At 73.6% G+C, this 22,627-nt stretch carries 28 protein-coding genes; 9 read left to right on the forward strand and 19 right to left on the reverse strand.

The features are described 5' to 3' along the window. Positions 1-26: 26 nt before the first annotated feature. The 4 genes from msrB to AB5J73_RS26095 all read right to left on the reverse strand — a co-directional run bounded on the left by msrB (position 27) and on the right by AB5J73_RS26095 (position 3,267). A complete protein-coding gene (gene msrB, locus AB5J73_RS26080) occupies positions 27-449 on the reverse strand; it encodes a peptide-methionine (R)-S-oxide reductase MsrB (RefSeq protein ID WP_370961302.1) in 423 nt (140 codons plus the stop codon). 19 nt (positions 450-468) lie between these two features. Then, entirely contained in the window at positions 469-774 is a 306-nt protein-coding gene (locus tag AB5J73_RS26085) for a hypothetical protein (RefSeq protein WP_370961303.1), read from the reverse strand. A 53-nt stretch (positions 775-827) separates the two neighbouring features. Continuing rightward, positions 828-2,483, reverse strand: a complete 1,656-nt coding sequence (locus AB5J73_RS26090; protein ID WP_370973329.1) for a protein kinase — start codon at positions 2,481-2,483, stop codon at positions 828-830. A 118-nt stretch (positions 2,484-2,601) separates the two neighbouring features. Beyond that, positions 2,602-3,267, reverse strand: coding sequence for a TVP38/TMEM64 family protein (locus AB5J73_RS26095; RefSeq protein WP_370961304.1), 666 nt, complete (start codon positions 3,265-3,267; stop codon positions 2,602-2,604). Positions 3,268-3,538: 271 nt separating this feature from the next. Between AB5J73_RS26095 and AB5J73_RS26100 the strand changes: the two genes are divergently transcribed. From AB5J73_RS26100 to AB5J73_RS26110, 3 genes are all read left to right on the forward strand, one after another. Then, complete coding sequence (locus AB5J73_RS26100; protein WP_370961305.1) at positions 3,539-4,555, forward strand: DNA polymerase domain-containing protein; 1,017 nt, start codon at positions 3,539-3,541, stop codon at positions 4,553-4,555. A 298-nt stretch (positions 4,556-4,853) separates the two neighbouring features. Next, on the forward strand, positions 4,854-5,246 hold the full coding sequence (locus AB5J73_RS26105; RefSeq protein ID WP_370961306.1) for a DUF6221 family protein: 393 nt from the start codon (positions 4,854-4,856) through the stop codon (positions 5,244-5,246). Positions 5,247-5,294: 48 nt separating this feature from the next. After that, positions 5,295-6,266, forward strand: a complete 972-nt coding sequence (locus tag AB5J73_RS26110) for an LLM class flavin-dependent oxidoreductase (RefSeq protein WP_370961307.1) — start codon at positions 5,295-5,297, stop codon at positions 6,264-6,266. Between the two features lie 61 nt (positions 6,267-6,327). Here AB5J73_RS26110 and AB5J73_RS26115 read toward each other — a convergent pair whose 3' ends face one another. Both AB5J73_RS26115 and AB5J73_RS26120 read right to left on the reverse strand, forming a co-directional pair. After that, positions 6,328-6,984: a maleylpyruvate isomerase N-terminal domain-containing protein gene (locus AB5J73_RS26115; protein WP_370961308.1), complete on the reverse strand. Its 657-nt coding sequence runs from the start codon at positions 6,982-6,984 to the stop codon at positions 6,328-6,330. Between the two features lie 20 nt (positions 6,985-7,004). Further along, positions 7,005-8,558, reverse strand: a complete 1,554-nt coding sequence (locus AB5J73_RS26120) for a PucR family transcriptional regulator (RefSeq protein WP_370961309.1) — start codon at positions 8,556-8,558, stop codon at positions 7,005-7,007. 124 nt (positions 8,559-8,682) lie between these two features. Here AB5J73_RS26120 and pruA point away from each other — a divergent pair, with 124 nt between their 5' ends. Continuing rightward, entirely contained in the window at positions 8,683-10,311 is a 1,629-nt protein-coding gene (gene pruA, locus AB5J73_RS26125) for an L-glutamate gamma-semialdehyde dehydrogenase (RefSeq protein ID WP_370961310.1), read from the forward strand. 13 nt (positions 10,312-10,324) lie between these two features. Continuing rightward, positions 10,325-11,254, forward strand: coding sequence for a proline dehydrogenase family protein (locus tag AB5J73_RS26130; protein WP_370961311.1), 930 nt, complete (start codon positions 10,325-10,327; stop codon positions 11,252-11,254). A 48-nt stretch (positions 11,255-11,302) separates the two neighbouring features. Here the strand turns inward: AB5J73_RS26130 and trxA are convergent, their stop codons facing one another. Next, positions 11,303-11,674: a thioredoxin gene (trxA, locus tag AB5J73_RS26135; protein WP_086865313.1), complete on the reverse strand. Its 372-nt coding sequence runs from the start codon at positions 11,672-11,674 to the stop codon at positions 11,303-11,305. Positions 11,675-11,761: 87 nt separating this feature from the next. On the opposite strand from trxA, the gene AB5J73_RS26140 reads away from it, so the two are divergent. The 3 genes from AB5J73_RS26140 to AB5J73_RS26150 all read left to right on the forward strand — a co-directional run bounded on the left by AB5J73_RS26140 (position 11,762) and on the right by AB5J73_RS26150 (position 13,730). Further along, the gene (locus AB5J73_RS26140; RefSeq protein ID WP_003068842.1) at positions 11,762-12,004 is read left to right on the forward strand and encodes a DUF2630 family protein; all 243 of its coding nucleotides are present in this window, start codon (positions 11,762-11,764) and stop codon (positions 12,002-12,004) included. Positions 12,005-12,165: 161 nt separating this feature from the next. Beyond that, positions 12,166-12,573 carry a YciI family protein gene (locus AB5J73_RS26145; protein ID WP_370961312.1) on the forward strand — a complete coding sequence of 136 codons (408 nt, stop codon included), beginning with the start codon at positions 12,166-12,168 and terminating at the stop codon, positions 12,571-12,573. A gap of 8 nt (positions 12,574-12,581) precedes the next feature. Further along, complete coding sequence (locus AB5J73_RS26150) at positions 12,582-13,730, forward strand: RNA polymerase sigma factor (protein ID WP_370973331.1); 1,149 nt, start codon at positions 12,582-12,584, stop codon at positions 13,728-13,730. Between the two features lie 146 nt (positions 13,731-13,876). Here the strand turns inward: AB5J73_RS26150 and AB5J73_RS26155 are convergent, their stop codons facing one another. The 11 genes from AB5J73_RS26155 to AB5J73_RS26205 all read right to left on the reverse strand — a co-directional run bounded on the left by AB5J73_RS26155 (position 13,877) and on the right by AB5J73_RS26205 (position 20,773). Next, positions 13,877-15,424, reverse strand: a complete 1,548-nt coding sequence (locus AB5J73_RS26155; protein WP_370973333.1) for an alpha/beta hydrolase — start codon at positions 15,422-15,424, stop codon at positions 13,877-13,879. 75 nt (positions 15,425-15,499) lie between these two features. After that, on the reverse strand, positions 15,500-16,579 hold the full coding sequence (locus AB5J73_RS26160) for an ATP-dependent DNA ligase (RefSeq protein WP_370961313.1): 1,080 nt from the start codon (positions 16,577-16,579) through the stop codon (positions 15,500-15,502). A 27-nt stretch (positions 16,580-16,606) separates the two neighbouring features. Next, positions 16,607-17,206 carry an alkaline shock response membrane anchor protein AmaP gene (locus AB5J73_RS26165; protein WP_370961314.1) on the reverse strand — a complete coding sequence of 200 codons (600 nt, stop codon included), beginning with the start codon at positions 17,204-17,206 and terminating at the stop codon, positions 16,607-16,609. Continuing rightward, on the reverse strand, positions 17,203-17,739 hold the full coding sequence (locus AB5J73_RS26170; RefSeq protein WP_370961315.1) for a DUF6286 domain-containing protein: 537 nt from the start codon (positions 17,737-17,739) through the stop codon (positions 17,203-17,205). The genes AB5J73_RS26165 and AB5J73_RS26170 overlap by 4 nt, the downstream gene beginning before the upstream one ends. Before the next feature lie 2 nt (positions 17,740-17,741). Then, on the reverse strand, positions 17,742-18,092 hold the full coding sequence (locus AB5J73_RS26175) for a hypothetical protein (RefSeq protein ID WP_370961316.1): 351 nt from the start codon (positions 18,090-18,092) through the stop codon (positions 17,742-17,744). Further along, positions 18,089-18,265 (reverse strand): hypothetical protein, encoded by a 177-nt coding sequence (locus tag AB5J73_RS26180; RefSeq protein WP_086865721.1) that lies wholly within the window; start codon positions 18,263-18,265, stop codon positions 18,089-18,091. Before AB5J73_RS26180 ends, AB5J73_RS26175 begins: the two co-directional genes overlap by 4 nt. Positions 18,266-18,314: 49 nt before the next feature. Next, positions 18,315-18,554 (reverse strand): hypothetical protein, encoded by a 240-nt coding sequence (locus AB5J73_RS26185; protein WP_370961318.1) that lies wholly within the window; start codon positions 18,552-18,554, stop codon positions 18,315-18,317. After that, positions 18,551-18,988 carry an Asp23/Gls24 family envelope stress response protein gene (locus AB5J73_RS26190; RefSeq protein WP_370961319.1) on the reverse strand — a complete coding sequence of 146 codons (438 nt, stop codon included), beginning with the start codon at positions 18,986-18,988 and terminating at the stop codon, positions 18,551-18,553. The genes AB5J73_RS26185 and AB5J73_RS26190 overlap by 4 nt, the downstream gene beginning before the upstream one ends. Before the next feature lie 89 nt (positions 18,989-19,077). Further along, the gene (locus tag AB5J73_RS26195) at positions 19,078-19,491 is read right to left on the reverse strand and encodes a hypothetical protein (protein ID WP_370961320.1); all 414 of its coding nucleotides are present in this window, start codon (positions 19,489-19,491) and stop codon (positions 19,078-19,080) included. After that, a complete protein-coding gene (locus tag AB5J73_RS26200) occupies positions 19,491-20,039 on the reverse strand; it encodes an RNA polymerase sigma factor (RefSeq protein ID WP_370961321.1) in 549 nt (182 codons plus the stop codon). The genes AB5J73_RS26195 and AB5J73_RS26200 overlap by 1 nt, the downstream gene beginning before the upstream one ends. Continuing rightward, positions 20,036-20,773 carry a pyrimidine reductase family protein gene (locus AB5J73_RS26205; RefSeq protein WP_370961322.1) on the reverse strand — a complete coding sequence of 246 codons (738 nt, stop codon included), beginning with the start codon at positions 20,771-20,773 and terminating at the stop codon, positions 20,036-20,038. Before AB5J73_RS26205 ends, AB5J73_RS26200 begins: the two co-directional genes overlap by 4 nt. Positions 20,774-20,862: 89 nt before the next feature. Here AB5J73_RS26205 and zapE point away from each other — a divergent pair, with 89 nt between their 5' ends. After that, positions 20,863-21,882 carry a cell division protein ZapE gene (gene zapE, locus AB5J73_RS26210; RefSeq protein WP_370961323.1) on the forward strand — a complete coding sequence of 340 codons (1,020 nt, stop codon included), beginning with the start codon at positions 20,863-20,865 and terminating at the stop codon, positions 21,880-21,882. On the opposite strand, the gene AB5J73_RS26215 is transcribed toward zapE, so the two are convergent. Then, on the reverse strand, positions 21,836-22,387 hold the full coding sequence (locus tag AB5J73_RS26215) for a phosphatase PAP2 family protein (protein WP_370973335.1): 552 nt from the start codon (positions 22,385-22,387) through the stop codon (positions 21,836-21,838). The two genes, zapE and AB5J73_RS26215, sit on opposite strands and share 47 nt — an antisense overlap. Positions 22,388-22,627 lie beyond the last annotated feature (240 nt).

Genomic DNA, 22,627 nt, shown 5'->3' on the forward strand with positions numbered 1-22,627 from the left:
TTAAGGAGGATTTAGGCTGGCGGTTTTTACGACTCGGGGACCAGCTTCAGCGAAATCGAGTTGATGCAGTAGCGCTGGTCGGTCGGGGTCGGGTAGCCCTCGCCCTCGAAGACGTGCCCGAGGTGGCTGTGGCAGGAGCCGCAGAGCACCTCGATCCGCTTCATGCCCATGGCGCGGTCTTCGCGCAGCAGCACGGCGTCGGAGTCCGCCGGGTCGAAGAAGGACGGCCAGCCGCAGTGGCTTTCGAACTTCGTGTCGCTGCGGAACAGCTCCGCACCGCACGCGCGGCACTCGTAGACGCCGGTCGTCTTCGTGTCGGTGTACTCACCGGTGAACGGCCGTTCGGTCCCCGCCTGGCGGAGCACGGCGTACTCGTCGGGGCTGAGCTGCTGCCGCCATTCCTGCTCGGACTTCACGACGCGCGGGGTCGCGCCGACAACGGGTTTCATACCTTTCACCCGATCCACGTTACGCCGCGAGCCACGCGAGGGCGTGCACCACGATGTCCCATGCGGTCACGATCACGCCGAGCACGATGAGCACCACGATCAGGGCCGACACCCAGTAGCGCAGCCCGCCGAGGCGGTTGCTGGAGTCCGCGAAGTCGGCCACGCCGTCCAGCGCGGCTTCGATGGTGTAGTTGGGTCCGCAGCGCTCGATCCGGTCGAGGTGCTCGGCGAACGCGCGCGCCTCGGGGTCGTACGGGTCCAGGCCGACCAGGTCCTCGTGGAAGCGAGGATTCTGGCCCGGCAGCGAAGCTCCGTTCTCGGCCATACCCCCACGGTAGGCCATCGGCGCCCGTCAGCCCACCAGCGGCGCGTTAAGTCTCAGTAGCCGGAGCCGGCCGCGTCGTGCTGGCCGAGCCGGGTGTCGGCGTCGATCAGCAGCCGGCCGCCGCTCATGACGATGCGGTAGCCGTTGCGCGTGCCGTTGACCGTCAGGTTCATCGTGATCGAACCGTCGGAGTTCGAGCCGCCGCTGTCGGCGCGGGCGCTCACGTAGGTGTTGACCTTGTTGTTCGCCCAGTAGTCGGCGAAGGCCTGCTCGCTGCCGTACACCTGCTGGGCGGCCGGGGTCAGCTTCGCCCAGCCGCCGGCGGGGTTGTCGTAGAACCCGGTGATGGCGAGACCGGCGGACTGGAAGTCGGTGATCTTGCCCTCGGGGACGGTCTTGCCGAGCGCCGCCGGGGCGTTCGTCGCGCTGCTCTGCCCGCTCTTCGGGGTCGTCTGGCCCGCGGTCGGCTGGGTGCCCGGCGACTGGGCGGTCTGGTCGCCGCCGGAGCCGCCGCTGCCGGAGTTCAGCACCAGGAACAGGACCACCGCGACCACGACGACCGCGGCGCCCGCCCCGGCGAACAGGGCGTACTTGCGCTTGTTGTCCGGTTTCGCGGGGCTCGACGAGTACTGCGGCGCCCTGGCCGTCGGCGCGGCCGCGGGCATCGGTCTGGGCGGGGTGTTCGGCGGCGCGGCCGGCGACCGCATCGGCATGAACGCCGCGGTCGGGCGCGGCGGGTTCGACGGCGCCTTGCCCGCGGGCACCGGCGTGCCGACCGGCGGCGACGACGGCGCGGGCTGGTCGGTCCGCTGCCACGGCGGGCGGTCGCCGGCCTCGGCGGGCGCGGCGGGCTTGCGGCCCGCGCCACCCGAGAGCAGCGGCGGCGACGCCGACATGCCGCCCGGCTCGGTGCGGGCCAGCGCGGCCAGCCGCTCGCGGGCCTCGGCCATGCTCGGCCGCTCGCCCGGCTCGCTGCGCAGCAGGCTCATCAGCAGCGCGGTGGCCGCGCCCGCCTGGACCGGCGGGTTGATCTGGCCGTTCGCGGCCGCGTAGAGCAGCGCGAGCTGGTTGGTGGTGTTGCCGTACGGCGTGGTGCCCTCGATCGCCTGGTAGAGGGTCGCGCCGAGGGCGAAGACGTCGGAGCTGGGCACCGGGTCGGCGCCGCGCGCCAGCTCGGGCGCCAGGTAGGCGGGCGTGCCGCCGATCAGGCCGGTCGCGGTGAGCGTCATGTCGCCCGCCGCGCGCGAGATGCCGAAGTCGGTGATCTTCGCGGTGCCGGTCTCGTCGATCAGGATGTTGCCGGGCTTGACGTCGCGGTGGACGATCCCGGCGCGGTGCGCGGCCACCAGCGCGGACGCGACCTGCTCGCCGATCCGGGCGATGCGGCCGAGGGGCAGCGTGCCCTCCTCGGACAGGATCGTGGAGAGGCTGGGCCCGTTCAGGTACTCCATCACCAGGCACGGGTCGCCGTTGTGCTCGGCGATGTCGAACACCACGATCGCGTTCGGGTGCTGGAACCGGGCCGCGTTCTTCGCCTCGCGCATCGCGCGCTGGCGCATGTTGTCGCGCTCGGTCTCGGAGACGCCCGGCTGGGGCAGGATCTGCTTGATCGCGACGGTGCGCTCGAGGCGCACGTCGGTGGCGCGCCACACGACACCCATGGCACCGCTACCAATGTGCTCGACGAGGCGGTAGTGCCCCGCGATCAGCTGACCGGTGTCGATGGCGACTGCTCCTGACGAAATTCCCGGTGGTGGTGATCCTGCTCAGCGCGTTTCCGCTTCGCGCACCCGATCGAGTGTAGCGGTCGGCCCGGTGCTCTTCGCGTCAGCCAGCCGGACCGGCGGGCTCCGGTTCGGGCACCGGGGCCCGTTTCCGGAACACCCGGACCAGGCCGATCGCCCCGGCCAGCGCGAACACGCCGTAACAGACGAGCAGCGCCGGTGGCGTTCCGCCGGTCAGGGCGTCGCCGAGGACGACCACGGCGACGGTGCCGGGCACGCTTCCCAGCAGCGTACCGGCCAGGTAGGGGACCGGCCGCACGGACGACACGCCGCAGAGGTAGCTGAACGGCGCGAACGGGACGACCGGGATCAGCCGCAGCGAGGTGATCGCGAGGACACCGCCGTCGGACAGCCGGTCGTTCACGGCCCGGACGGCGGATCGGTGCAGGTGGCGGGTGACGAGGTCACGCCCGAGCAGGCGGGCCAGCCCGAAGGACAGCGCCGCCGCGATGGTGGTGGCGACCAGCCCGATCGCGATCCCGGCCGCGGTGCCCACGAGCAGCCCGGCGGCGAGGTTGAACACGGTCCGCGGGATCGGCGCCACGGTGAGCAGCGAGTAGGCGACGAGCAGCACGAGCGGCGTGGCGGCACCGGTGGTGGCCGCCCAGGCCCGCAGCTCGGCCGGACCGGGGATCGGCAGCAGCACCGCGGCCGCCGCGAAGACGGCGAGCACGGCGAGCGCGCAGATCAGCTTGGTGCGGCCGGACACCCGTTCGAGCTTACCGGGGCCGGTCCGGCGGCTCCCCGGCCTGGTCGGGCCCGGCTCTGCCGAGGTCGCGAATGACTCATTGGGGACCTCCGAGGTCCCCAATGAGTCATTCGCGACGCCACAGCGGCCAGTACCACCCGACCTCATCGGCAGTACTGACCCGCGAGGGTCATGAACGGGTCGTTCACCGCGCCCGACGTCAGGGTCTCGGCAAAGTTGCGGCAGCTTGCTCCGCAGCGGCTTCGCACGCGATCACCGCTAGCGTGGCCGCATGCCGAAGCACGGAAACCCGGTCGAGTACGAGGTGGGCGGGCGGACGGTCCGCGTCTCGAGCCCGGACAAGGTGTACTTCCCCCAGCGCGGCATCACCAAGCGCCAGGTCGTCGAGCACTACATCACCGTGGGCGAGCCGCTGCTGCGCGCGATCGGCGAGCGGCCGACCACGCTGAAGCGCTACGTCGACGGCGTCGAAGGCGAGTGGTTCTACGCCAAGCGCGTGCCGAAGGGCGCGCCGCCGTGGGTCGAGACCGCCGAGATCACCTTCCCGTCGGGCCGCACGGCCGCCGAGGTGTGCCCGACCGAGCCCGCGGTGTTCGCCTGGGCGGCCAACCTGGGGACGTTCGACTTCCACCCGTGGCCGGTCCGCCGCGCCGACGCCGACCACCCGGACGAGCTCCGCATCGACGTCGACCCGCCGGACCGGGCCGGCTTCGCGGACGCGGTCGAGGTCGCGCGGGTGGTCCGCGAGGTTCTGGCGGACGCGGGCCTGACCGGCTACCCGAAGACGTCCGGCGGCCGCGGCGTGCACGTCCTCGTCCGCATCCGCCCGGAGTGGGACTTCATCGAGGTCCGCCACGCGGTGATCGCGCTCGGCCGCGAGGTCGCGCGGCGGATCCCGGAGAAGGCGACGATCGCGTGGTGGAAGGAGGAACGCGGCGGCCGCGTCTTCCTCGACTACAACCAGGCCGCGCGCGACCGCACGGTGGCGTCGGCCTGGTCGGTCCGCGGCACCCCGCGGGCGACGGTCTCGACCCCGCTGACCTGGGACCTGCTGGACGAGGTCGACGCGGACGACTTCGACGTGCTGACGATCCCGGCGTTCCTGGCTTCGCACGGCGACCTGCACGCGGGCATGGACGCGGAGGCGTTCGGCCTGGAGACGGCACTGGAGTGGTACGAGCGCGACCTGCGGGACGAGGGGCTGGGGGACATGCCGTACCCGCCGGACTACCCGAAGATGCCGGGGGAGCCGAAGCGGGTGCAGCCGAGCAAGGCCCGCCCGGACTGAGTGAGGCGGCCGCTCCGCTCGTCACCGAGCGGGGCGGAAACACCCCCGTCCGACACCCCCTGTAACGAGCGGCACATCCGTGTCGAGCACCACTCCGTCGAAGCTTTAATCGGCCCCCGCGAAATACCCGCCCGAACGCGGAGTGATCACGCGGGCGCCCGCTGTCGCCTTTCGGGTCACAAATGGTGCACGGCCTTCTTCGAGATCACGATCACCGGCTTCGCTGGCGTAACGTGCGGTCCCGAATCGATGACTCCCCGGGCCGGGCCGGGGAGCGGGTTCCCGGAAGGAGGCCCTCGTGGACGACCTGATCGCATTCCTCGCCGCGCGCGTGGGCGCACGGCAGGCGTTGATCATGCAGGCCGTCAACAAGGCGAAGGCCGGCGACGCGATGAACCGCGGGGAGACCAAGGTCGCCGTGGAGCAGAAGATCCGCGGGCTCAGCGATCTCGACCTGGACGCGGTCAACCAGATGATCAACGAGATCGAAGCGACCCGGCGGATCCTGCTCGCCCACCGCACCACCGTGTCGGAGAAGGTGCCCGGTTTTCCGCTCTACGGCAGCGAATACTGGTGTGAGACCTGCCACGTGCCCGCCGACGAGGCCGGCTCCAACTGGTGCCTCACGCTGCGCCTGCTGGCCCTGCCCTACGCCGACCACGCGGACTACAGCGAGCGCTGGCGGCCCTGACGGGAATCCCGCCGCGGGGCGCGCGTTGCACTTCGCGTGAGGTTCTCCGTGCTGGATCGCTCGCCCGTGCGGCGCGACGGCGGGTCCGCGCGGGCGCTGCGGGACACCGTCGCCTTCGCCGCCGACGTCGAACGGCTGGGGTACCACCGGTTCTGGGTGTCCGAGCACCACGGCGTGCCCGGGGTCGCCGGGTCCGCGCCGACCGTGCTGGCCGCCGCCGTGGCCGGGGCGACCCGGCGGATCCGCGTCGGGACCGGCGGGGTCATGCTGCCGAACCACCGGCCGCTGGTCGTGGCGGAGCAGTTCGGGGTGCTGGAAGCGCTTCACCCGGGCCGGATCGACATGGGGCTCGGCCGGTCGGTCGGCTTCACCGGCGGGGTGCGCGCCGCGCTGGGGCAGGGCAAGGAAGCCGCCGACGACTTCGCCGCGCAGGTGCGCGAGCTGCTCGGGTTCTTCACCGGTGAGCACGCCTACCCGGGCGTCCACGCCTACCCGGCCGAAGGGCTGCGCGTGCCACCGTTCCTGCTGGCCACCGGCTCCGGCGCCGATCTCGCCGCGGAACTCGGGCTGCCGCTGGTGATCGCGCCGGTCCGCGGGGAACGGGCCATGGCCGAAGCCGTTACGCGCTACCGCGACGGGTTCCGGCCGAGCCCGTGGGCGCTCGAGCCGTACGTCGTGGTGTCGACGGCGATCGCCGTCGCGGACACGGCGGCGGACGCGCGGCGGCTGCTCGTCTCGGAGGCCTGGGCGACGGTGTATTCGCGCTCCCACGGCGTCTTCCCGCCGCTGGACCCGCCGGCGGACGTCCTCGCCGCGCCGATGACCGACCGCGAACGCCGCCGCCTCGAAGAGACCCTCGACAGCCAGATCTCCGGCACCCCGGCCGAAGTCGAGCACCGGCTGGGGACGGTGATCGCGGCCGCGGGCGCCGACGAGGTTTTGGTGACGACGGCCGCGTACGACCAATCCGCGCGACTCGATTCCCTCGCCCGATTGGCGGAACTGCCCGCGCTCGTGTGAGCCGATTTCCCGGTGCCCGGATATCGCGTCGAAGAATTACCGCGGGGCAATTTCCGGACGCTCACCCGAGAACGAACGGCAACCGCCCGGCGAGCTCGCCCAGTGCCGCCGCTTCGGCCGCCGCCGGGGCGCGCCGCCCGGTCGCCACCAGCAGGACGTCGGTGTCGGAGAACGACGCCGGGAACGCCGTCCCCGCGATCTCCTCCAGCATCGCCCGGGTCCGGGCCGGTCCTTCCGCGGGCGGCGGCGGGGCCGCGGGCAGGTGGGCCACCAGGTCCAGGTGGTGCAGCGTCCACTCCAGCACGTACGCCGAGAGGTAGTCGCCCGCGGTCAGGACCATCTCCTGCGTCGACACCCGCATCCCCGGATCGGCCAGGTCCGCCGCGCGGCCGGCCGCCGAACCCACGTCGTCGAGGTGGAACTTGAGCAGCGCGGGGTCCTCGTACGCCGCCGCCAGCCGGACGATCAGCGCGTCCAGCGGGTCGTCGCCCGTCGGCGGCTCGGCCGACACCGCCCAGTACGACACCGAGTCGTGCGTGACCGCGGCCGAAGCCGGCGTCACCAGCGTGATCAGCACGTCCTGCGCGTCGATCACCAGGTGGCACACCAGGTCCCGGACCAGCCAGCCCCGGCAGCCGGACGGCTTCGCGAAGTCTTCGTCGGGCAGGGCGGCGACCGCGGCGCGCAACGCCGCCCACGTGCGCGAAAAGAGATCCACGCCGGCGAAGCTAGCAGGGTCTACAGCCTCAGCTGCAGCTGAGTGAGGATGCGCTGCGCGGGGTCGTCGAAGTCCACTCCGGACACCTCGGTCGCGCGGCGGACGCGGTAGCGCACGGTGTTCGGGTGGATGTTCAGCGCCCGCGCCGCCGCCCGGACGTCGCCGAACGCGTCCAGCCAGGCCAGGACCGCCGGGACGAGGATGCCGCCGTGCTCGGCGTCGTGTCCGGTGAGCGCGGTCAGGCGCGGGTCGCGGATGCGCGGCTGCCCGCCCAGGTACGCCAGCACCTCCGACAGCAGCACCTCGGCGCGGACGTCGGCCAGCGAGGCGACTTCGGCGGCCCAGTGCCCGCGCGCCATCGCCGCCAGCACGCGGTCGGCGTCGCCCCGGGACGCGGCCGCGTCGGACAGGCGCGGCACCACACCGCCGAGCGCCACCCGCACCGGGACGTCCAGGTGCCGCCGGGCGGTGGCGGCGATCTCGCGCGCCAGGGCCAGCACCGCCGCGTCGGAGTGCTCGGGCAGGTCCGGCAGCAGTGCGTAGACGCGGCCGCCGATCACGCTCACCAGCGCGCTGCGCCGGTAGGCCGCCGTGTGCACGGCGATCAGGTGGACCAGCTCGGCGCGCCGCAGCTGGCGGTTGTCCGAGCGCTCCAGCGAAAACGCCAGCACCTGGGCCGGGCGCGACGGGTCGGCGCCGATGTCGTCGGCGACGGACTCCGCGTCGAGCCGCCCTTCCAGCAGGCTCGCCAGGAGGTCCTCGCGCAGCCGCAGTTCGGGGCTCGGCAGCGTGCGGGCGCGGATGAGCTGCGGGGCGAGGGTCCGGCTCGCGCCGAGCAGGGCCGTCTCGGCGCGTTCGGTGAGCGGCTGGGCGCCTTCCTGGACCCAGATCGTGCCGAGCGGCTGCTTGCCGGCGTGGATGCCGGCCGCGATCCGCCGCCGGATGCCCAGCTCGGGGCGCTCGTCGATGCGCACGATCCCCTCGCCGGCGCGCAGCCGCTGGTAGACGCCCCATTCGCGGAGCATCGCGAGGTAGCGTTCCGGGCCTTCGCGGCCGAGGATCGACAGCCGCCGCAGCTCGTCCACCTCGTCGCCCGCCCGCGAGTAGGCGAGCACGCGGTTCGCGGTGTCCTCGATGCTGACCAGGCCGCCGGTGAGCGTCGCGATGGTCTGGGCCAGGGCGAACAGGTCGCCGAGCACCTCGCCGCTGGCCGCCTCGCCGCCGGCGCGGGCCGCTTCGACGACTCCGCGGGCCAGCGACTCGACCTGCTCCCACCGCGCTTCGGTGCCGACGGTGAGCAGCGCGACGCCCGCGTCGGCGGCGACGTCGGCGCCCGTCGCGCCCTTGACCGCCACCGCGGCCGCGCCGCCGCGCCCGGCCGCGCGGATGGCCGGGGCCGCCGCCCGCCCCCGCGCGCCGATCACCAGCACCAGGTCGCCCGGCGAGGCTTCCAGGGGGTCCTCGGGGTCGAGGATCACGACGTCGGAGACCGGCACGCCCAGGCCGTGCGGTGCCACGACGACCTCGACGAGGGGCTCGCCGAGGGTCGCCAGCACGTGCCGCAGGGACGTCATCGCCGGGTTATCCGATCGGCCAAGATCATACGAGCGATTTTAGCCGGTTGGACAAGCCGCGCCGACGTGTCCGGAGTTACCGTTCGGGGCATCCAGACGTAGCAGGAATGGCAGAGGAGCCGCCGTGGACGCCGTGACCCAGACCCCCGCCCCGAAGAACGAGCCGGTGCTGACGTACGCGCCGGGCAGCGCCGAGCGCGCCGAACTCGAGGGTGCGCTCAAGCGGCTGGGCCAGGCGGAGCCGATCGACCTGACGGTCACCGTCGGCGGCGAGCAGCGTCCCGGCGGCGGCGAGAAGATCGACGTCGTCCAGCCGCACAACCACAAGCACGTGCTGGGCACCATCCACAGCGCCACGGCGCAGGACGCGACCGACGCCATCGCCGCGGCCGCGAAGGCCGCGCCGGAGTGGCGCTCGCTGTCCTACGACGACCGCGCCGCGATCCTGCTGCGCGCCGCCGACCTGCTCACCGGCAAGTGGCGCGCCACCCTGAACGCCGCCACCATGCTCGGCCAGTCCAAGACCGCGACCCAGGCCGAGATCGACTCCGCCTGCGAGCTCGCCGACTTCTGGCGCTTCAACGTCGAGTTCGGCCGCCGCGTGCTCACCGAGCAGCCGGTCAGCTCGGCGGGCGTGTGGAACCGGATGGAGCACCGGCCGCTCGAGGGCTTCGTCTACGCGATCACGCCGTTCAACTTCACCGCGATCGCCGGCAACCTGCCGACCGCGCCCGCGCTGATGGGCAACACGGTCCTGTGGAAGCCGTCGCCGACGCAGTCGTTCGCCGCGCACCTCACCATGCGGCTGCTCGAAGAGGCGGGCATGCCGCCGGGTGTCATCAACCTGCTGCCGGGTGACGGCAAGGCCGTCTCCGAGGTCGCCCTGACCCACCGCGACCTGGCCGGCATCCACTTCACCGGCTCGACCGCGACGTTCCAGCACCTGTGGGGCACGGTCGGCGCGAACATCGCCGGTTACCGCTCGTACCCGCGGCTGGTCGGCGAGACCGGCGGCAAGGACTTCGTGCTCGCGCACCCGTCCGCCGACCTCGACGTGCTGCGCACCGCGCTCGTCCGCGGCGCCTTCGAGTACCAGGGCCAGAAGTGCTCCGCCGCTTCGCGCGCGTACGTCCCGCGCAGCCTGTGGACGAAGCTGAAGGACGGCCTGGTCGCCGAGACCGAGGCACTGACCTACGGCGACGTCACCGACCTGTCGCACTTCGGCGGCGCGGTGATCGACGCCCGCGCGTTCGCCAAGCACGCCGCGCTGTTCGAGCGCGTCGCAGCCGATGACTCGGTGGAGGTGCTGACCGGCGGCACCGCCGACGACAGCGTCGGCTACTTCGTCCAGCCGACGATCCTGGTGTCGGACAACCCGAAGCACGAGATCTTCTCGACCGAGTACTTCGGCCCGATCCTGTCGGTGCACGTCTACGAAGACGGCGACTTCGACGCCGTGCTCAAGCTCGTCGACGAGACCGCCGCCTACGCGCTGACCGGTGCGATCATCGCCAACGACCGCACGGCCGTGGCGAAGGCGTCGGAGGCGCTGCGGTTCGCCGCGGGCAACTTCTACGTCAACGACAAGCCGACCGGCGCCGTCGTCGGCCAGCAGCCGTTCGGCGGCGCGCGGGCCTCGGGCACCAACGACAAGGCGGGCTCGATCTTCAACCTCCAGCGCTGGACCAGCCCGCGCTCGATCAAGGAGACGTTCGTCCCGCCGACCGCCGTCCGCTACCCGCACCAGGGCTGAGGGAGACACCGTCATGTTGCGTGCCCCGTTGCTCGCCGCCGCCCGGTCGAAGGGCATCCGGCGGCTCGTCGAGGCCGTGCCCGCCACGCGTTCGGTGGTGCGCCGGTTCGTCGCCGGGTCCGAGACCGCCGACGCCGTCCGCGTGGCCAGGGAACTGGCCGCGGACGGGCGCCGGATCACCCTCGACCACCTCGGCGAGGACACCACCGACGCCGCGCAGGCCGCGTCGACCGTCGCGGCCTACGAAGCCGTGCTGACCGCGCTGGCCGCGGAAGGTCTCGCGGCCGGTGCCGACGTCTCGGTGAAGCTGTCGGCGGTGGGCCAGTTCCTGCCGTCGAACGGCGAGGACGTCGCCTTGGAAAACGCGCGGAAGATCTGCGCGGCGGCCGACGCGGTCGGCGCCACCGTGACGCTCGACATGGAGGACCACACCACCACGGACTCGACGCTCGGCATCCTGCGCGAGCTGCGCGGCGAGTACCCGTGGGTGGGCGCGGTGCTGCAGGCCTACCTGCGGCGCACCGAGCAGGACTGCCGGGAGCTGTCCGGCCCCGGCTCGCGGGTGCGGCTGTGCAAGGGCGCGTACGCCGAGCCCGAGTCGGTGGCGTTCCCGGAGAAGTCCGAAGTGGACAAGTCCTACGTCCGCTGCCTGCGCGTCCTGATGGCGGGCCAGGGCTACCCGATGGTCGCCTCGCACGACCCGCGGATGATCGAGATCGCCGCCGCGCTGGCCGAGGAGAACGGCCGGACCGACGACGACCACGAGTTCCAGATGCTCTTCGGCATCCGGCCGGAGGAGCAGGCGCGGATCGCGGCTTCGGGCTCGCGCATGCGCGTCTACGTGCCCTACGGCGACGAGTGGTACGGCTACTTCATGCGCCGGCTGGCCGAGCGCCCGGCGAACCTGGCGTTCTTCCTGCGCGGGCTCGCGACTCGCTCCTGAACACGACGAAGGCCGCCCCGCGGGGCGGCCTTCGTCGTGTGGTGGTGGTCAGGCCTGTTCGGCCTCGGCTTCGGCGGCCTTGCGCTTGACCTCGTCCATGTCGACGTCGCGGGCCTGCTTGATGAGCTCTTCCAGCGCGGGCTCGGGGAGCGCGCCGGGCTGGGCGTAGATCAGCGTCTTGTCGCGGATGATGGCCAGCGTCGGGATGGAGCGGACGTCGAAGGCGGCGGCGAGCTGCTGCTGCGCTTCGGTGTCGACGCTCGCGAACACGATGTCGTCGTGCTTCTCGGAGGCCTTTTCGTAGACCGGCGCGAACTGGCGGCACGGCCCGCACCAGCTCGCCCAGAAGTCGATCAGGACGAACTCGTTGTCGTTTACCGTCTGGTCGAAGTTCTCGGCAGTCAGCTCAACGGTGCTCATGCCCCGGTCAACGAACCGGGCGCGGCGGGAATTCCCGGGGCCGGGGTAGCGTCTGCTTCAGCGCAACCCGGAAGAGGAGGACCACAGATGGCCGACGGCGAAATCCTGGGCCGGATCGACGAGCTGATCGCGGAGGAGCACGAGCTCCGGTCGCGCTCGGTCGGCGTGGGGCTGAGCGGCGGCGACAAGGACCGCCTCACCGCGGTCGAGCAGCAGCTCGACCAGTGCTGGGACCTGCTGCGGCAGCGGCGGGCGAAGACCGAGTTCCACGAGAACCCGGACGACGCCGCGGCCCGCCCGGTCTCCGAGGTCGAGTCCTACCGCCAGTAAATCTTCTTCGGCGTTGCCCGGGGCTCCGCCCCGAGCCGGGGGCTCCGCCACCCGGACCCCGAAAAAATTCGGGAGGCGATGTCGAAGACCCGGAGCCGGCTCCGTCCCCGGGGTGAAGGCGGCCGGGAACGCCGGTCGCCCACCACCGAGGGAGCACCACGATGGCCAAGTACCTGCTGCTCAAGCACTACCGCGGCGCCCCGGAGGCAGTCAACTGCGTGCCGATGGACCGCTGGACGCCCGAAGAGATCACCGCGCACATCCGGTACATGAGCGACTTCGCGGCCAAGCTCCGGGAGTCCGGCGAGTTCGTCGGGGAGCAGGGGCTCGCCCCCGAGGGGACGTTCGTCCGCTTCGACGGCGAAGGGCGCCCGCCGGTCACCGACGGCCCGTTCGCCGAGACGAAGGACCTCATCGCCGGCTGGATGATCATCGACGTCGACAGCTACGAGCGCGCGCTCGAGCTGGCCGGCGAGCTGTCCGCGGCGCCGGGCGCGGGCGGGAAGCCGATCCACGAGTGGCTCGAGCTGCGCCCGTGCCTGACCCCGCTGCCGACCATCACGGAGTGACCGGCCCGGTGGACGAAGTCCTGCTCCGCGGCCTCACCCCGGCCGTCCTGGCGATCCTCGTCCGCCGGGGAGCCCCCTTCGCGGCGGCCGAAGACGCCGTCCAGGAAGCGCTGATCGAGGCCGTCGCGGGCTGGGCGGACGGCCCGCCGCGGGACCCGAAGGGCTGGCTGGTCACGGTCGCCTGGCGCAAGTTCCTCGACGAGACCCGGTCGGACAGCGCCCGCCGCCGGCGGGAGGACGTCGTCGAAGCCGAGGTGGCGCCCGGGGACGTGCCCGCGGAGGACGACACGCTCCAGCTGTACTTCCTGTGCGCGCACCCGTCGCTGACGCCGTCGTCCGCGGTGGCGCTGACGCTGCGCGCGGTGGGCGGGCTGACCACGCGCCAGATCGCGCAGGCGTACCTGGTGCCCGAGGCGACGATGGGGCAGCGCATCAGCCGGGCCAAGAAGACGGTCTCGGGGGTGCGGTTCGACGAGCCCGGCGACGTCGCGACGGTGCTGCGCGTGCTGTACCTGGTGTTCAACGAGGGGTATTCGGGCGACGTCGACCTGGCGGCGGAGGCGATCCGCCTGACCCGCCGGCTGGCGGCGGCGATCGACCATCCGGAGGTGGCGGGGCTGCTCGCGCTGATGCTGCTGCACCACGCCCGCCGGGCCGGCCGGACCGGGCCGGACGGGGGCCTGGTCCCGCTGGCTTCGCAGGACCGGTCCTTGTGGGACACGGCGCTGATCGCCGAGGGGGTCGCGATCCTGCAGGCCGCGCTGGCCCGCGACCGCCTCGGCGAGTTCCAGGCCCAGGCGGCGATCGCGGCGCTGCACGCCGACGCGCCGACCGCGGCGGAGACCGACTGGGTGCAGATCGTCGAGTGGTACGACGAGCTGGCCCGGCTGACGGACAGCCCGGTCGTCCGGCTCAACCGCGCGGTGGCGGTGGGCGAGGCCGACGGGGCCCGGGCCGGCCTGGCCGCGCTGGCCGGGCTGGACCCGTCGCTGCCCCGGTACACCGCGGTGGCGGCGTACCTCCACGAGCGCGACGGCGACCCGGCGAAGGCGGCGGAGTTGTACGTCGAGGCGGCCCGGAAGGCGACGAACGCGGCGGAGATCGAGCACCTGACCCGCGAGGCGGCCCGGCTCCACACCGGCCTCCACGACTCTTGACCGCGAAGGGGCCGCCTCGCCGACCGCGGGCCCCGCGACTCAGCCGCGACCAGTGAGGTCGCGAATGACTCATTGGGGACCTCCGAGGTCCCCAATGAGTCATTCGCGACGTCCGTCGGGTGGGCGGGCCGGCGCCGCCCGGGCCGTCAGGCTGGGCAGAGGGTGCCGTTCGCGGGGATCTTCCCGTCCACCAGGAACGCCCGCGCCGCGTCGGTCACGCACGGCGAAGCGCCCACCGCTCCGTGGCCCGCGCCCTGCCACGTGATCGTCACCGCCGAGGGCATCTGGTCCGCCGCGCGCGTGCTGCCCACGCCCGGGGTCGACGGGTCGGCGGCCGTTGCGGCGACCAGGATCGGCGGGGCGCCCGGGGCGCCCGGGGCCGGCAGTGGTTCCGTGCGCACCGGCCACGGTCCGCACCAGGCGAGCTGCTGCGCGATCACCGCGCCGAACTGCGGGTACTTCGCCCGCATGCCGGCCACCACCTGGTCGAGCTGGTCCGCCGACAGCCGGGACTGGCTGTCGTTGCACCGGGTCGCGATCGTCGCGTCGATCCGCGACGGCTGCGCGCGCGAGTCGTGCAGCACCGGTGCCGCGAACGCCGCCAGCGGGGCGATGTTCCCGCCGCGGGCCGCCACCACCGCGTCCGCCAGTTCCGGCCAGCGCGCGCGCTGCGAAAGTCCCGAGTAGACGGCGAACATCGCCACCCCCGGGCCGAACGGGACGCCGTCGTCGGTCGCCGGGGTGGTGGCGCGCAGCTGCTCGGTCAACGCCGCCAGGGCCGCCTTCGGGTCGCCCAGCGCGCAGCCGCGGGACGCGCAGTCCGTGCCGAACGCGTCCAATGTGGACTGCGCGCCGGCCGCGACCGCGTCGAGCACCGCCGCGGTGTCCGCGCCCGGGTCCGGGACGCCGTCGAGGACCACGCGGCCGACCTGGCCGGGGAAGCGGACCGCGTACTCGGCCAGCACCTTCGAGCCGTCGCCGCGGCCGAGCGCGTTCAGGCGCTCCATGCCCAGCTGCTTGCGCACCTCGTCGAGGTCGCCCGCCGTGCGCCAGCTGTCCAGCGCCGTCTGGGAGTCGTCCAGCTCGATCGCGCACTGCTGGCCGGCCTTGCGGGCCGCGTCCAGCACGTCCTGCAGGCCGCCCTGGACCGGGTCGGCGTCGATCAGGTCGTGGCGGATGTCCGGCGGCACGCACTGGGCCGCGCCGGACATCCCGGTGCCGCGGCGGTCCACGCCCACCAGCGAGAACTTCTCCAGGAACGCCGGCGGCAGCGTCGCGGCCAGCCGCGCCGCGTACACCGTGCCCGGCTCGCCGTCGACGTCGTTGACGACCACCAGCGGCACCGGCCCGCTGCCCACCTTCAGCGCCAGCAGCCGCACCAGCGACCGGCGGGGCTCGCCCGGGGCGTCCAGCGGGGCGGTGACGCGCGCGCAGGTGAAGTGCAGGCTGTCCGGGACCGCGGGGGTGCCGATCCGCTGCCGGGTGTCGTCGTCGCAGTCGGCCCACTTCAGCGACGGCGACTGCGGTTCGGCCAGCGGCGGCAGCGGCACCGACGGCGTCCCGGCCGGCGTGCTGCCGGTGGTCTTCCCGTCGTTCTCGACCAGCGCCGGGCGCACCGACGGCCCGGCGGCGCACCCCGCGGCGGCGGCCAGGACGAGCAGCGCGACCAGGACACGGGAACGGCGGCGGCGCACGGGCGGGATCCTCACGTCGAGCACGATCAAGGGCAGGGGCCAGCCGAGCTTCGCACGGCCGGTGTGGGACGAGGGTTAGCGGGTCCGCACGACCTGGCCGCGGAACACCGCGTCGAGGTCGTAGCGCGCCGGCTCCTCGAGCTGGCTGTAGTCGCACGACGCGGCTTCGCGATCGGGACGCCAGCGCTTGAACCGCGCGTTGTGCCGGAACCGCGACGGCATGCCGCCTTCGGTGTTCTCGTAGGCGACTTCGACGACGCGCTCGGGCCGCAGCGGCACCCACTCGTGCTCGGTGGCGCGCCACCGCGTGATGCCGCCCGGGATGCGCTGCCCCGACCCCTGAGCCCGCCCGCCCCACGGGTGGTCTTCGCCGTCGGTGACCAGCGGCGCCAGCTCTTCGGCCAGTTCGCGGCGGCGGGGCATCGGGAACGACCCGACCGTGCCGACGTGGTGCAGCACGCCCTGTTCGTCGTGCAGGCCGAGCAGGAACGAGCCGACCAGTTCGCCGGGGCCGCCGTCGACGTGCCAGCGCAGCCCGGCCAGCACGCAGTCGGCGGTGCGCACGTGCTTGTACTTCAGCATCACGCGCTTGCCGGGGGTGTACGGCTCGTCGAGGGGCTTGCCGATGACGCCGTCGAGACCGGCGCCCTCGAACAGCTCGAACCAGTGCCGCGCGGTGGCCGGGTCGGTGGTGGCCGGGGTGAGCGGGAACCGGTCGCCGGCCAGCTCCACGAGCCGGTCGCGCCGCACCGACGTCGGTTCGTCGAGCAGCAGGTCGCCGTCGAGGGCGAGGACGTCGAAGGCGACGAACTCGGCGGGCTGCTCGGCCGCCAGGAGCGTGATCCGGCTTTCGGCCGGGTGGATCCGCTCGGTGAGGGCGTCGAAGTTCAGCCGCCCGTCCCGCGCGACGACGAGTTCGCCGTCCAGCACCACCCGCGGCGGCAGGACCTCCAGCAGCCGGGCCACCGCTTCCGGGAAGTACCGGTTGAGCGGCTTTTCCGCGCGCGACTGCAGGTACAGCTCGTCGCCGTCGCGGAAGACGAGGCAGCGGAAGCCGTCCCACTTGGGCTCGAACAGCAGGCCGCGGGAGTCCGGGATGGCCTTCGCGGGCTTGGCGAGCATCGGCTTCAGCGGCGGCTGCAGCGGTAGGGGCATGCTGCGCATTCTGCGGAAAACCCCGGCTCAGCGCACGCGTTTCGCCGGGGCCGTGTCGAGTTCCAGGCGGACGGCGGTGGGCAGCGCGTCGAGGCCGAGCGATTCCCGGGCCCTGGCCAGCACCTGTGTGTCCAGCCCGGCCCACACGGCCTTGAGGTCGGTGCCTTCGTGCAGCCACAGCGTCAGGCGCAGCGCCGGGGCGGTGCGCGAGCCGACGGCGCGGACGCGGGCGCGGCTGACCCCGTCGAGCCCTTCCGCGTCGGCCCGCACGGCGTCGGCGATCGCCGCCGCGGTGACCACCAGCTCGGCGCCTTCGGTGCGGTCGAGGTCCAGGTCCGGCCGCGGTTCCGGGCGCAGCGAGCGCAGCGCCCAGCGCAGCCCGAGCACGAACAGCAGCACGCCGAGCACGATCGCGGCGATCCGCGCGGGCGTCGCGTGGCTCCCGAGCCAGCCGACGGCCAGCGGGTCCAGCAGCGGCCGCCGCCCGCGGTACTCGCCGAGCACGCCGAACCCCACGACGAGCGCGAGCGCCCCGCCGAGCAGGGCGAGCAGCCCGACGAGGAACGTCAGCACGCGTTCGCCCGCGTAGGAGCGGGAAAGCGCCTTCGCGGCGACTGACCTGGTCATCGGCGGTCCTTCGGCGAGTCGACGACGACGGTGACCTTCGGCCGCCGCGCCAGCGGGACGTCGTCGAGCAGGGCGGACACGGTTTCCAGCAGCCGCGGCCGCAGCTCGCCTTCGGTTTCCAGGGTGCTCTTCGCCCGGACGCGGATCCGCCGGGCGCTCGCGGTGACCGACGCGCCGGCGACGTTGTCCTGCGCGCGCACGGTCAGCCCGACCAGCCGGGCCAGCGACCGCGGCGACGTCGAAACGCTCACCGCGTCACCCGGGTCGGTCAGCCGCACCGCGCGGCTGCCGGCGGCCAGCGCGCAGAGGACGAGCACCAGGCCCGCGGCGGCGAGGACCCCGGCACCGACGCGGACCGCGTAGGCGTCCCAGCCCAGTGCCGAGAGCTGCGCTTGCCAGCGCGGCCACGGCACCACCAGCGGCGCCGCTCCCGGGCGCCACCAGTGCCAGCCGACCTCGAGGGCGAGCAGCGCCCCGGCGGCCGCGAAGGCCAGGCCGAGCAGCGCGGCCAGGATGCGGACGAACGGGCGCACGGCTACCGCACCCTCGGCGCGGCGGCGGGCAGCAGTGCGGACACCGTCACGGCGAGCGTCCGCACGTGGTAGCCGGTGATCAGCTCGACCTCTTCGGTGACCTTCTCGCGCACGTCGCCGACGACCGCCCGGACCGCGCCCGGGTAGCGCAGGGCGAGCTCCAGCGCTAGGTCGACGTCGTTGTCCAGGCCGCCGACCTTGGCCTTCGCGCCCTTCTTGCCGTCGGGCGCGGTGCCCGGCACCCGGTCGGCGGCGTGCTGCGCGACCTTGCGCACCACCGCGTGGCCGATGGTGAGGGTGCCGCGTTCGGCCGGTTCGGCGAGCTCGCGCGGCACGTCCAGGGCGCGGTTCACTTGTCGCGGCCCTTGCCGAAGAGCTCGCCGAGGTCGAGTTCGCCGTCGAGGACCCGGCCGGCGACCAGGCCGATGATCCCGACGGCCAGGGTCACCAGGAACGCGGTGAACCCCTGGGTCGCGGCGAGGCCGAGGACCAGCCCGGCCAGGAGCCCGGTCTGCGTTGCGTTCACATGTCCTCCTTGGACGGGCGATGGGGGGAAGCTTGCCCCGGCGGGGCGGTCACCGCACGCGGGGCGGGCGCCCGCGGCGGCGGAAGCGGGACAGCAGTGCCGCGAGACCCCGGCGGCGGCGCACGAAGGAGATCGGGGCGTCGAAGCGGGTGTCCGGTGCGGATTCCCGGAAGCGGGCCAGCCCGGCCGCGAACTCGGCCGGGTCACCGCCGACGTCCGGGTGGTGTTCCCGCACGAACGCCCGGAAGGCCGCGCGGCCTTCCGGGTCGTCGGGTCCGCGCGCGGTCACTCCACCCGCGTGGACTCGGGCTCTTCGTCGCCCGGCAGGTGGATGTCGTTGACGGCGATGTTCACTTCGATCACCTCGAGCCCGGTGATCTGCTCGACCGCGGTGATCACGTTGCGCCGCACCGCGCGGGCGACGTCGGTGATCCGGGCGCCGTACTCGACGACGACGTCGAGGTCGATCGCGGTCTGCTTCTCGCCGACCTCGACCGACACGCCCGTCGTGGTCACCGTGCCGGAGCCGGGGATCCGCTCGCGCAGCGCGCCGATCGCGCGGGACACCCCGCCGCCGCCGAGGGCGTGCACTCCGGCGACCTCGCGGGCGGCCAGCCCGGCCACCTTCTGCACGACCAGCGACGAGATCGTGGTGCGGCCGGCGGCACCCTCCTCGTTGAGCGGCGTCACCGTGCCGGGGCTCTCGATCCGTTCCGGGTGCATGCGTGCTGGCTCCTCTCGAGGCGGTCTCTCGCCCTTACGATGCCCGGGCGGGCGAATCCCTCACGCAAGGTCCCCCGATCGGGGGAACCTCAGCCCGGGTGGACGTCCACGACGTGCACGTTCACCGCGGCCGCGACGCCCAGCTGCCGGGACAGCTCGGCGGTGATCTCCCGGCGCAGCCCCTCGGCGGCTTCGTCGGCGACGACGCCGAAGCGGACCGACACCAGCACCTGCACGACGTCGTCCTCGACGGCGACGGCCGCGACGCGCACACCGGCGGGGGCCCGGCCCGCCGCGATGGTCCCGGCCAGGCGGACGACGGTCTGTTCGGTGATCCGCAGCCCGCCCTCGTCCCCGGGCACTTCGACGGCCGTCCGGGCGCCGCGCGCGACCGCCCGCAGCACGCGTTCGACCAGGCCCGGCGGGGTCGCCACCCGGCGCCGGGCGGCGGCGCGCACGGCATCCCAGCGCGGGTCGCGCTCGGGGTCGGTCTGTTCGGCCATCACCGCTCCCTCAACTCGGCGAGCAGCGCCACCCTGGCGCGGTGCAGCCGGGAGCGCAAGGCGCCGACGTTCACGTCGAGCACTTCGGCGACCTCTTCGTAGCTCAGCCCCTCCAGTTCGCGCAGCACGAGCGGCACCCGCTGGGACACCTCGAGCCGCCCGATCGCCCGGAGCACCGCGTCGACCTCTTCCGCGCGCACGACCCGGCCCTCGGGGCCCGGGACCGCGAGCAGCACCGTGTCCACAGTGGACTGGCAGGCGGGCTCGTCCAGCGAGATCGTGGGCTTGCGGCGACGCAGCAGCGCGAGCGCGCTGTTGGTGACGACCCGGTAGAGCCAGGTCGACACCGCGGACTCGTGCCGGAACGTGCCGAGCGCGCGCCACGCGGCGAGCCACGACTCCTGCACGACGTCCTCGGCCTCGGCGGCGCTGCCGGTGATCCGCAGCGCGACCCGGTACATCCGGGGCGTGTGCAGCCGGACGAGCGCGCCGAACGCGGCTTCGTCCCCGGCCGCGGCGCGGGTCGCCAGCTCGGTGTCGCCGCTCACCCGGCGGCCCGGCGGTAGCGCAGGAACGTGAAGCCGTCCTCGACCAGGATCGACGCCGGCGCGAGCTGCCGGGGAACGCTGCCGGGACCGGTGGCGATCCGGTCCGCCGTCCCGGCCACGAGCAGCGGCGCGACCGTCAGGCACAGCTGGTCGATCCGGTCGGCCGCGATGAGCTGCGCGAACAGCCGCGGCCCGCCTTCGCACGCGATCCGGCGCAGGCCGCGTCCGGCCAGCAGGTCGAGGGCACGGGGCAGGTCGACGTCGGCGGTGCCCGCTCGCAGCACCGATGCCCCGGCAGCTTCGAGCGCCGCGGTGTCCGCGGTTTCCGTGGTGACCACGATCGGGGGAACGACGGTCTCGGTGAACAGCCGGGAAGCGGGATCGAGGTCCGCGGTCCGGGTCACCACGGCGATCGGCGGGACCCCGTCGAACCCGAGGCGGCGACGGCGCTCCAGCCGCTTCGGACCCGCGACGACGCCGCGGTAGTCCTCCGCGCGGGCGGTGCCGGCGCCGACCAGGATCACGTCGGCGAGGTCGCGCCCGAGCAGGAAGACCCGCCGGTCGGCGGCGTGGGACAGCCCGGCCGACGTCGTGTCGACCTCGACGGCCCCGTCGGCGGACGCGACGAAGTTGACCTGCACCCACGGCCGGTCGAGGTCCGCCGGGTAGGCGTAGATCTCTTCGAGGTCTTCCCCGGTCAGTTCGCCCGTCGAGAGGGGCCACACGCTCCGCACGGGACAATCCCAGCACGGGCGTGAAGCACGTCTCTACCGGGGCAGCTGGGCGCCCGGACGGGTGAGCGCGGCGGATAGGCTCTGCGACCATGCCCGCGCACCTCACCGGCCGCCGTCCCGAGCTGTCCGCCGACGAGCTGATCGGCGCGCTGGTGCCGCCGCCGCGCTTCGACGCCGTCCGGTTCGAGACGTACATCCCCGATCCCGACGAGCCGAGCCAGGCCGCCGCGGTCGAGGCGTGCTCGGCGTTCGCCGCGAAAGTGGGGGCGCGCAAGGAGAAGAAGCGCTTCAAGCTCTTCGGCGGTTCCCCGGAACCGGCCGGGCCGATGGGGCTCTACCTCGACGGCGGCTTCGGCGTCGGCAAGACCCACCTGCTGGCCTCGGCGTGGCACGCGGCGCCGTCGCCCAAGGCGTACGGCACGTTCGTCGAGCTGACCCACCTGGTCGGCGCGCTGGGCTTCGCCGAAGCCGTGCGGCGGCTGTCGGAGCACCGGATCCTGGCCATCGACGAGTTCGAGCTCGACGACCCGGGCGACACCACCCTGGTCACCCGGCTGCTGCAGGAGCTGATGGACGCCGGGGTCTTCGTCGCGGCGACGTCGAACACCCTGCCGGAGAAGCTGGGCGAGGGCCGGTTCGCCGCGGAGGACTTCCTGCGCGAGATCCAGACGCTGTCGGCCCGGTTCGGCGTGGTGCGCGTCGACGGCCCGGACTACCGCCACCGCGGCCTGCCGGACGCGCCGCCGCCGGTCAGCCCGGCGGCGCTGGAGGAGTCCGTGGCCGCGCACGAAGGGTCCACTGTGGACGACTTCGACGCGCTGTGCGAGCACCTGGCGTCCCTGCACCCCTCGCGCTACGGGCGGCTGCTGGACGGCGTCACCCGCGTGCACCTGCGCGGTGTCCACCCGGCGCCGGACCAGAACGTGGCCCTGCGGCTGGTGGCGTTCGCCGACCGGCTCTACGACCGCGCGATCCCGGTGGTGGTGTCGGGCGAGCCGCTGCCGTCGCTGTTCACCGAGGAGATGGTGAACGGCGGCTACCGCAAGAAGTACCTGCGCGCGGTCAGCCGCCTGACGGCACTGGCACGCGACGCGGCACCGGCCAGCTGAACAGCACGACGGAGACGGCGAACAGCGTCCCGCCGACGACGTCGGTCAGGTAGTGGTACCCCATCCCGACCAGCCCGGCGGTGGCGGCGAGGAGCGCGAGCGCGGCCGGCACCACGACGATCGCCTTGCGGGTGACCAGGACGAGCACGGTCAGGACGGCGACCAGGCTCACGGTGTGCCCGCTCGGGTAGACGAGGGTGCCGTTCTTCCAGCGGTCGTAGAGGGGTTTCAGCAGCCAGCTCGTCAGGAGGATGGCCAGCACGGGGACGGCGAGCGCGAGTGCGGCTTCCAGCTTCCGGCCCGCGCGCAGGCACAGGACGACGGCGAGCACGCCCAGCGCGAGGACGACGTAGGGCTCGGTCGGGAGCACGAGCGCCCGCACCAGCCCGGGGCTCAGGTGCGCGACGGCCCCGGCGGCGGCGCGGTCGACGGCGCCGGGGGCGGTCCCGCCGGCGAAGGGCAGGCCGAGCAGCAGCGCGAGCACACCGCAGACGGCGGCCGGCACCCACATCGTTCTCACCGGCGCGAGGGTAGTCGCGCTCCCGCGGCCGGTGCCGATCGTCCTCGCCGGCGTGAGGGTGGTCGCGTCCCCGTGGTCGGTGCCGGTCGTTCTCGCCGGCGTGAGGGTGGTCGCGCTCCCGTGGTCGGTGCCGGTCGTTCTCGCCGGCGTGAGGGTGGTCGCGCTCCCGTGGTCGGTGCCGGTCGTTCTCGCCGGCGTGAGGGTGGTCGCGTCCCCGTGGTCGGT

Origin of the sequence: Amycolatopsis sp. cg9 (assembly GCF_041346945.1) — a bacterium.
Classification (GTDB): domain Bacteria; phylum Actinomycetota; class Actinomycetes; order Mycobacteriales; family Pseudonocardiaceae; genus Amycolatopsis.

Coding starts and splice junctions, on each gene's coding strand:
- msrB (WP_370961302.1), bottom strand. CDS start 449: ATGAAACCCGTTGTCGGCGCGACCCCGCGCGTCGTGAAGTCCGAGCAG.
- AB5J73_RS26085 (WP_370961303.1), bottom strand. CDS start 774: ATGGCCGAGAACGGAGCTTCGCTGCCGGGCCAGAATCCTCGCTTCCAC.
- AB5J73_RS26100 (WP_370961305.1), top strand. CDS start 3,539: ATGCCGAAGCACGGAAACCCGGTCGAGTACGAGGTGGGCGGGCGGACG.
- AB5J73_RS26120 (WP_370961309.1), bottom strand. CDS start 8,558: ATGACGTCCCTGCGGCACGTGCTGGCGACCCTCGGCGAGCCCCTCGTC.
- AB5J73_RS26130 (WP_370961311.1), top strand. CDS start 10,325: ATGTTGCGTGCCCCGTTGCTCGCCGCCGCCCGGTCGAAGGGCATCCGG.
- trxA (WP_086865313.1), bottom strand. CDS start 11,674: ATGAGCACCGTTGAGCTGACTGCCGAGAACTTCGACCAGACGGTAAAC.
- AB5J73_RS26140 (WP_003068842.1), top strand. CDS start 11,762: ATGGCCGACGGCGAAATCCTGGGCCGGATCGACGAGCTGATCGCGGAG.
- AB5J73_RS26145 (WP_370961312.1), top strand. CDS start 12,166: ATGGCCAAGTACCTGCTGCTCAAGCACTACCGCGGCGCCCCGGAGGCA.
- AB5J73_RS26160 (WP_370961313.1), bottom strand. CDS start 16,579: ATGCCCCTACCGCTGCAGCCGCCGCTGAAGCCGATGCTCGCCAAGCCC.
- AB5J73_RS26165 (WP_370961314.1), bottom strand. CDS start 17,206: ATGACCAGGTCAGTCGCCGCGAAGGCGCTTTCCCGCTCCTACGCGGGC.
- AB5J73_RS26190 (WP_370961319.1), bottom strand. CDS start 18,988: ATGCACCCGGAACGGATCGAGAGCCCCGGCACGGTGACGCCGCTCAAC.
- AB5J73_RS26195 (WP_370961320.1), bottom strand. CDS start 19,491: ATGGCCGAACAGACCGACCCCGAGCGCGACCCGCGCTGGGATGCCGTG.
- zapE (WP_370961323.1), top strand. CDS start 20,863: ATGCCCGCGCACCTCACCGGCCGCCGTCCCGAGCTGTCCGCCGACGAG.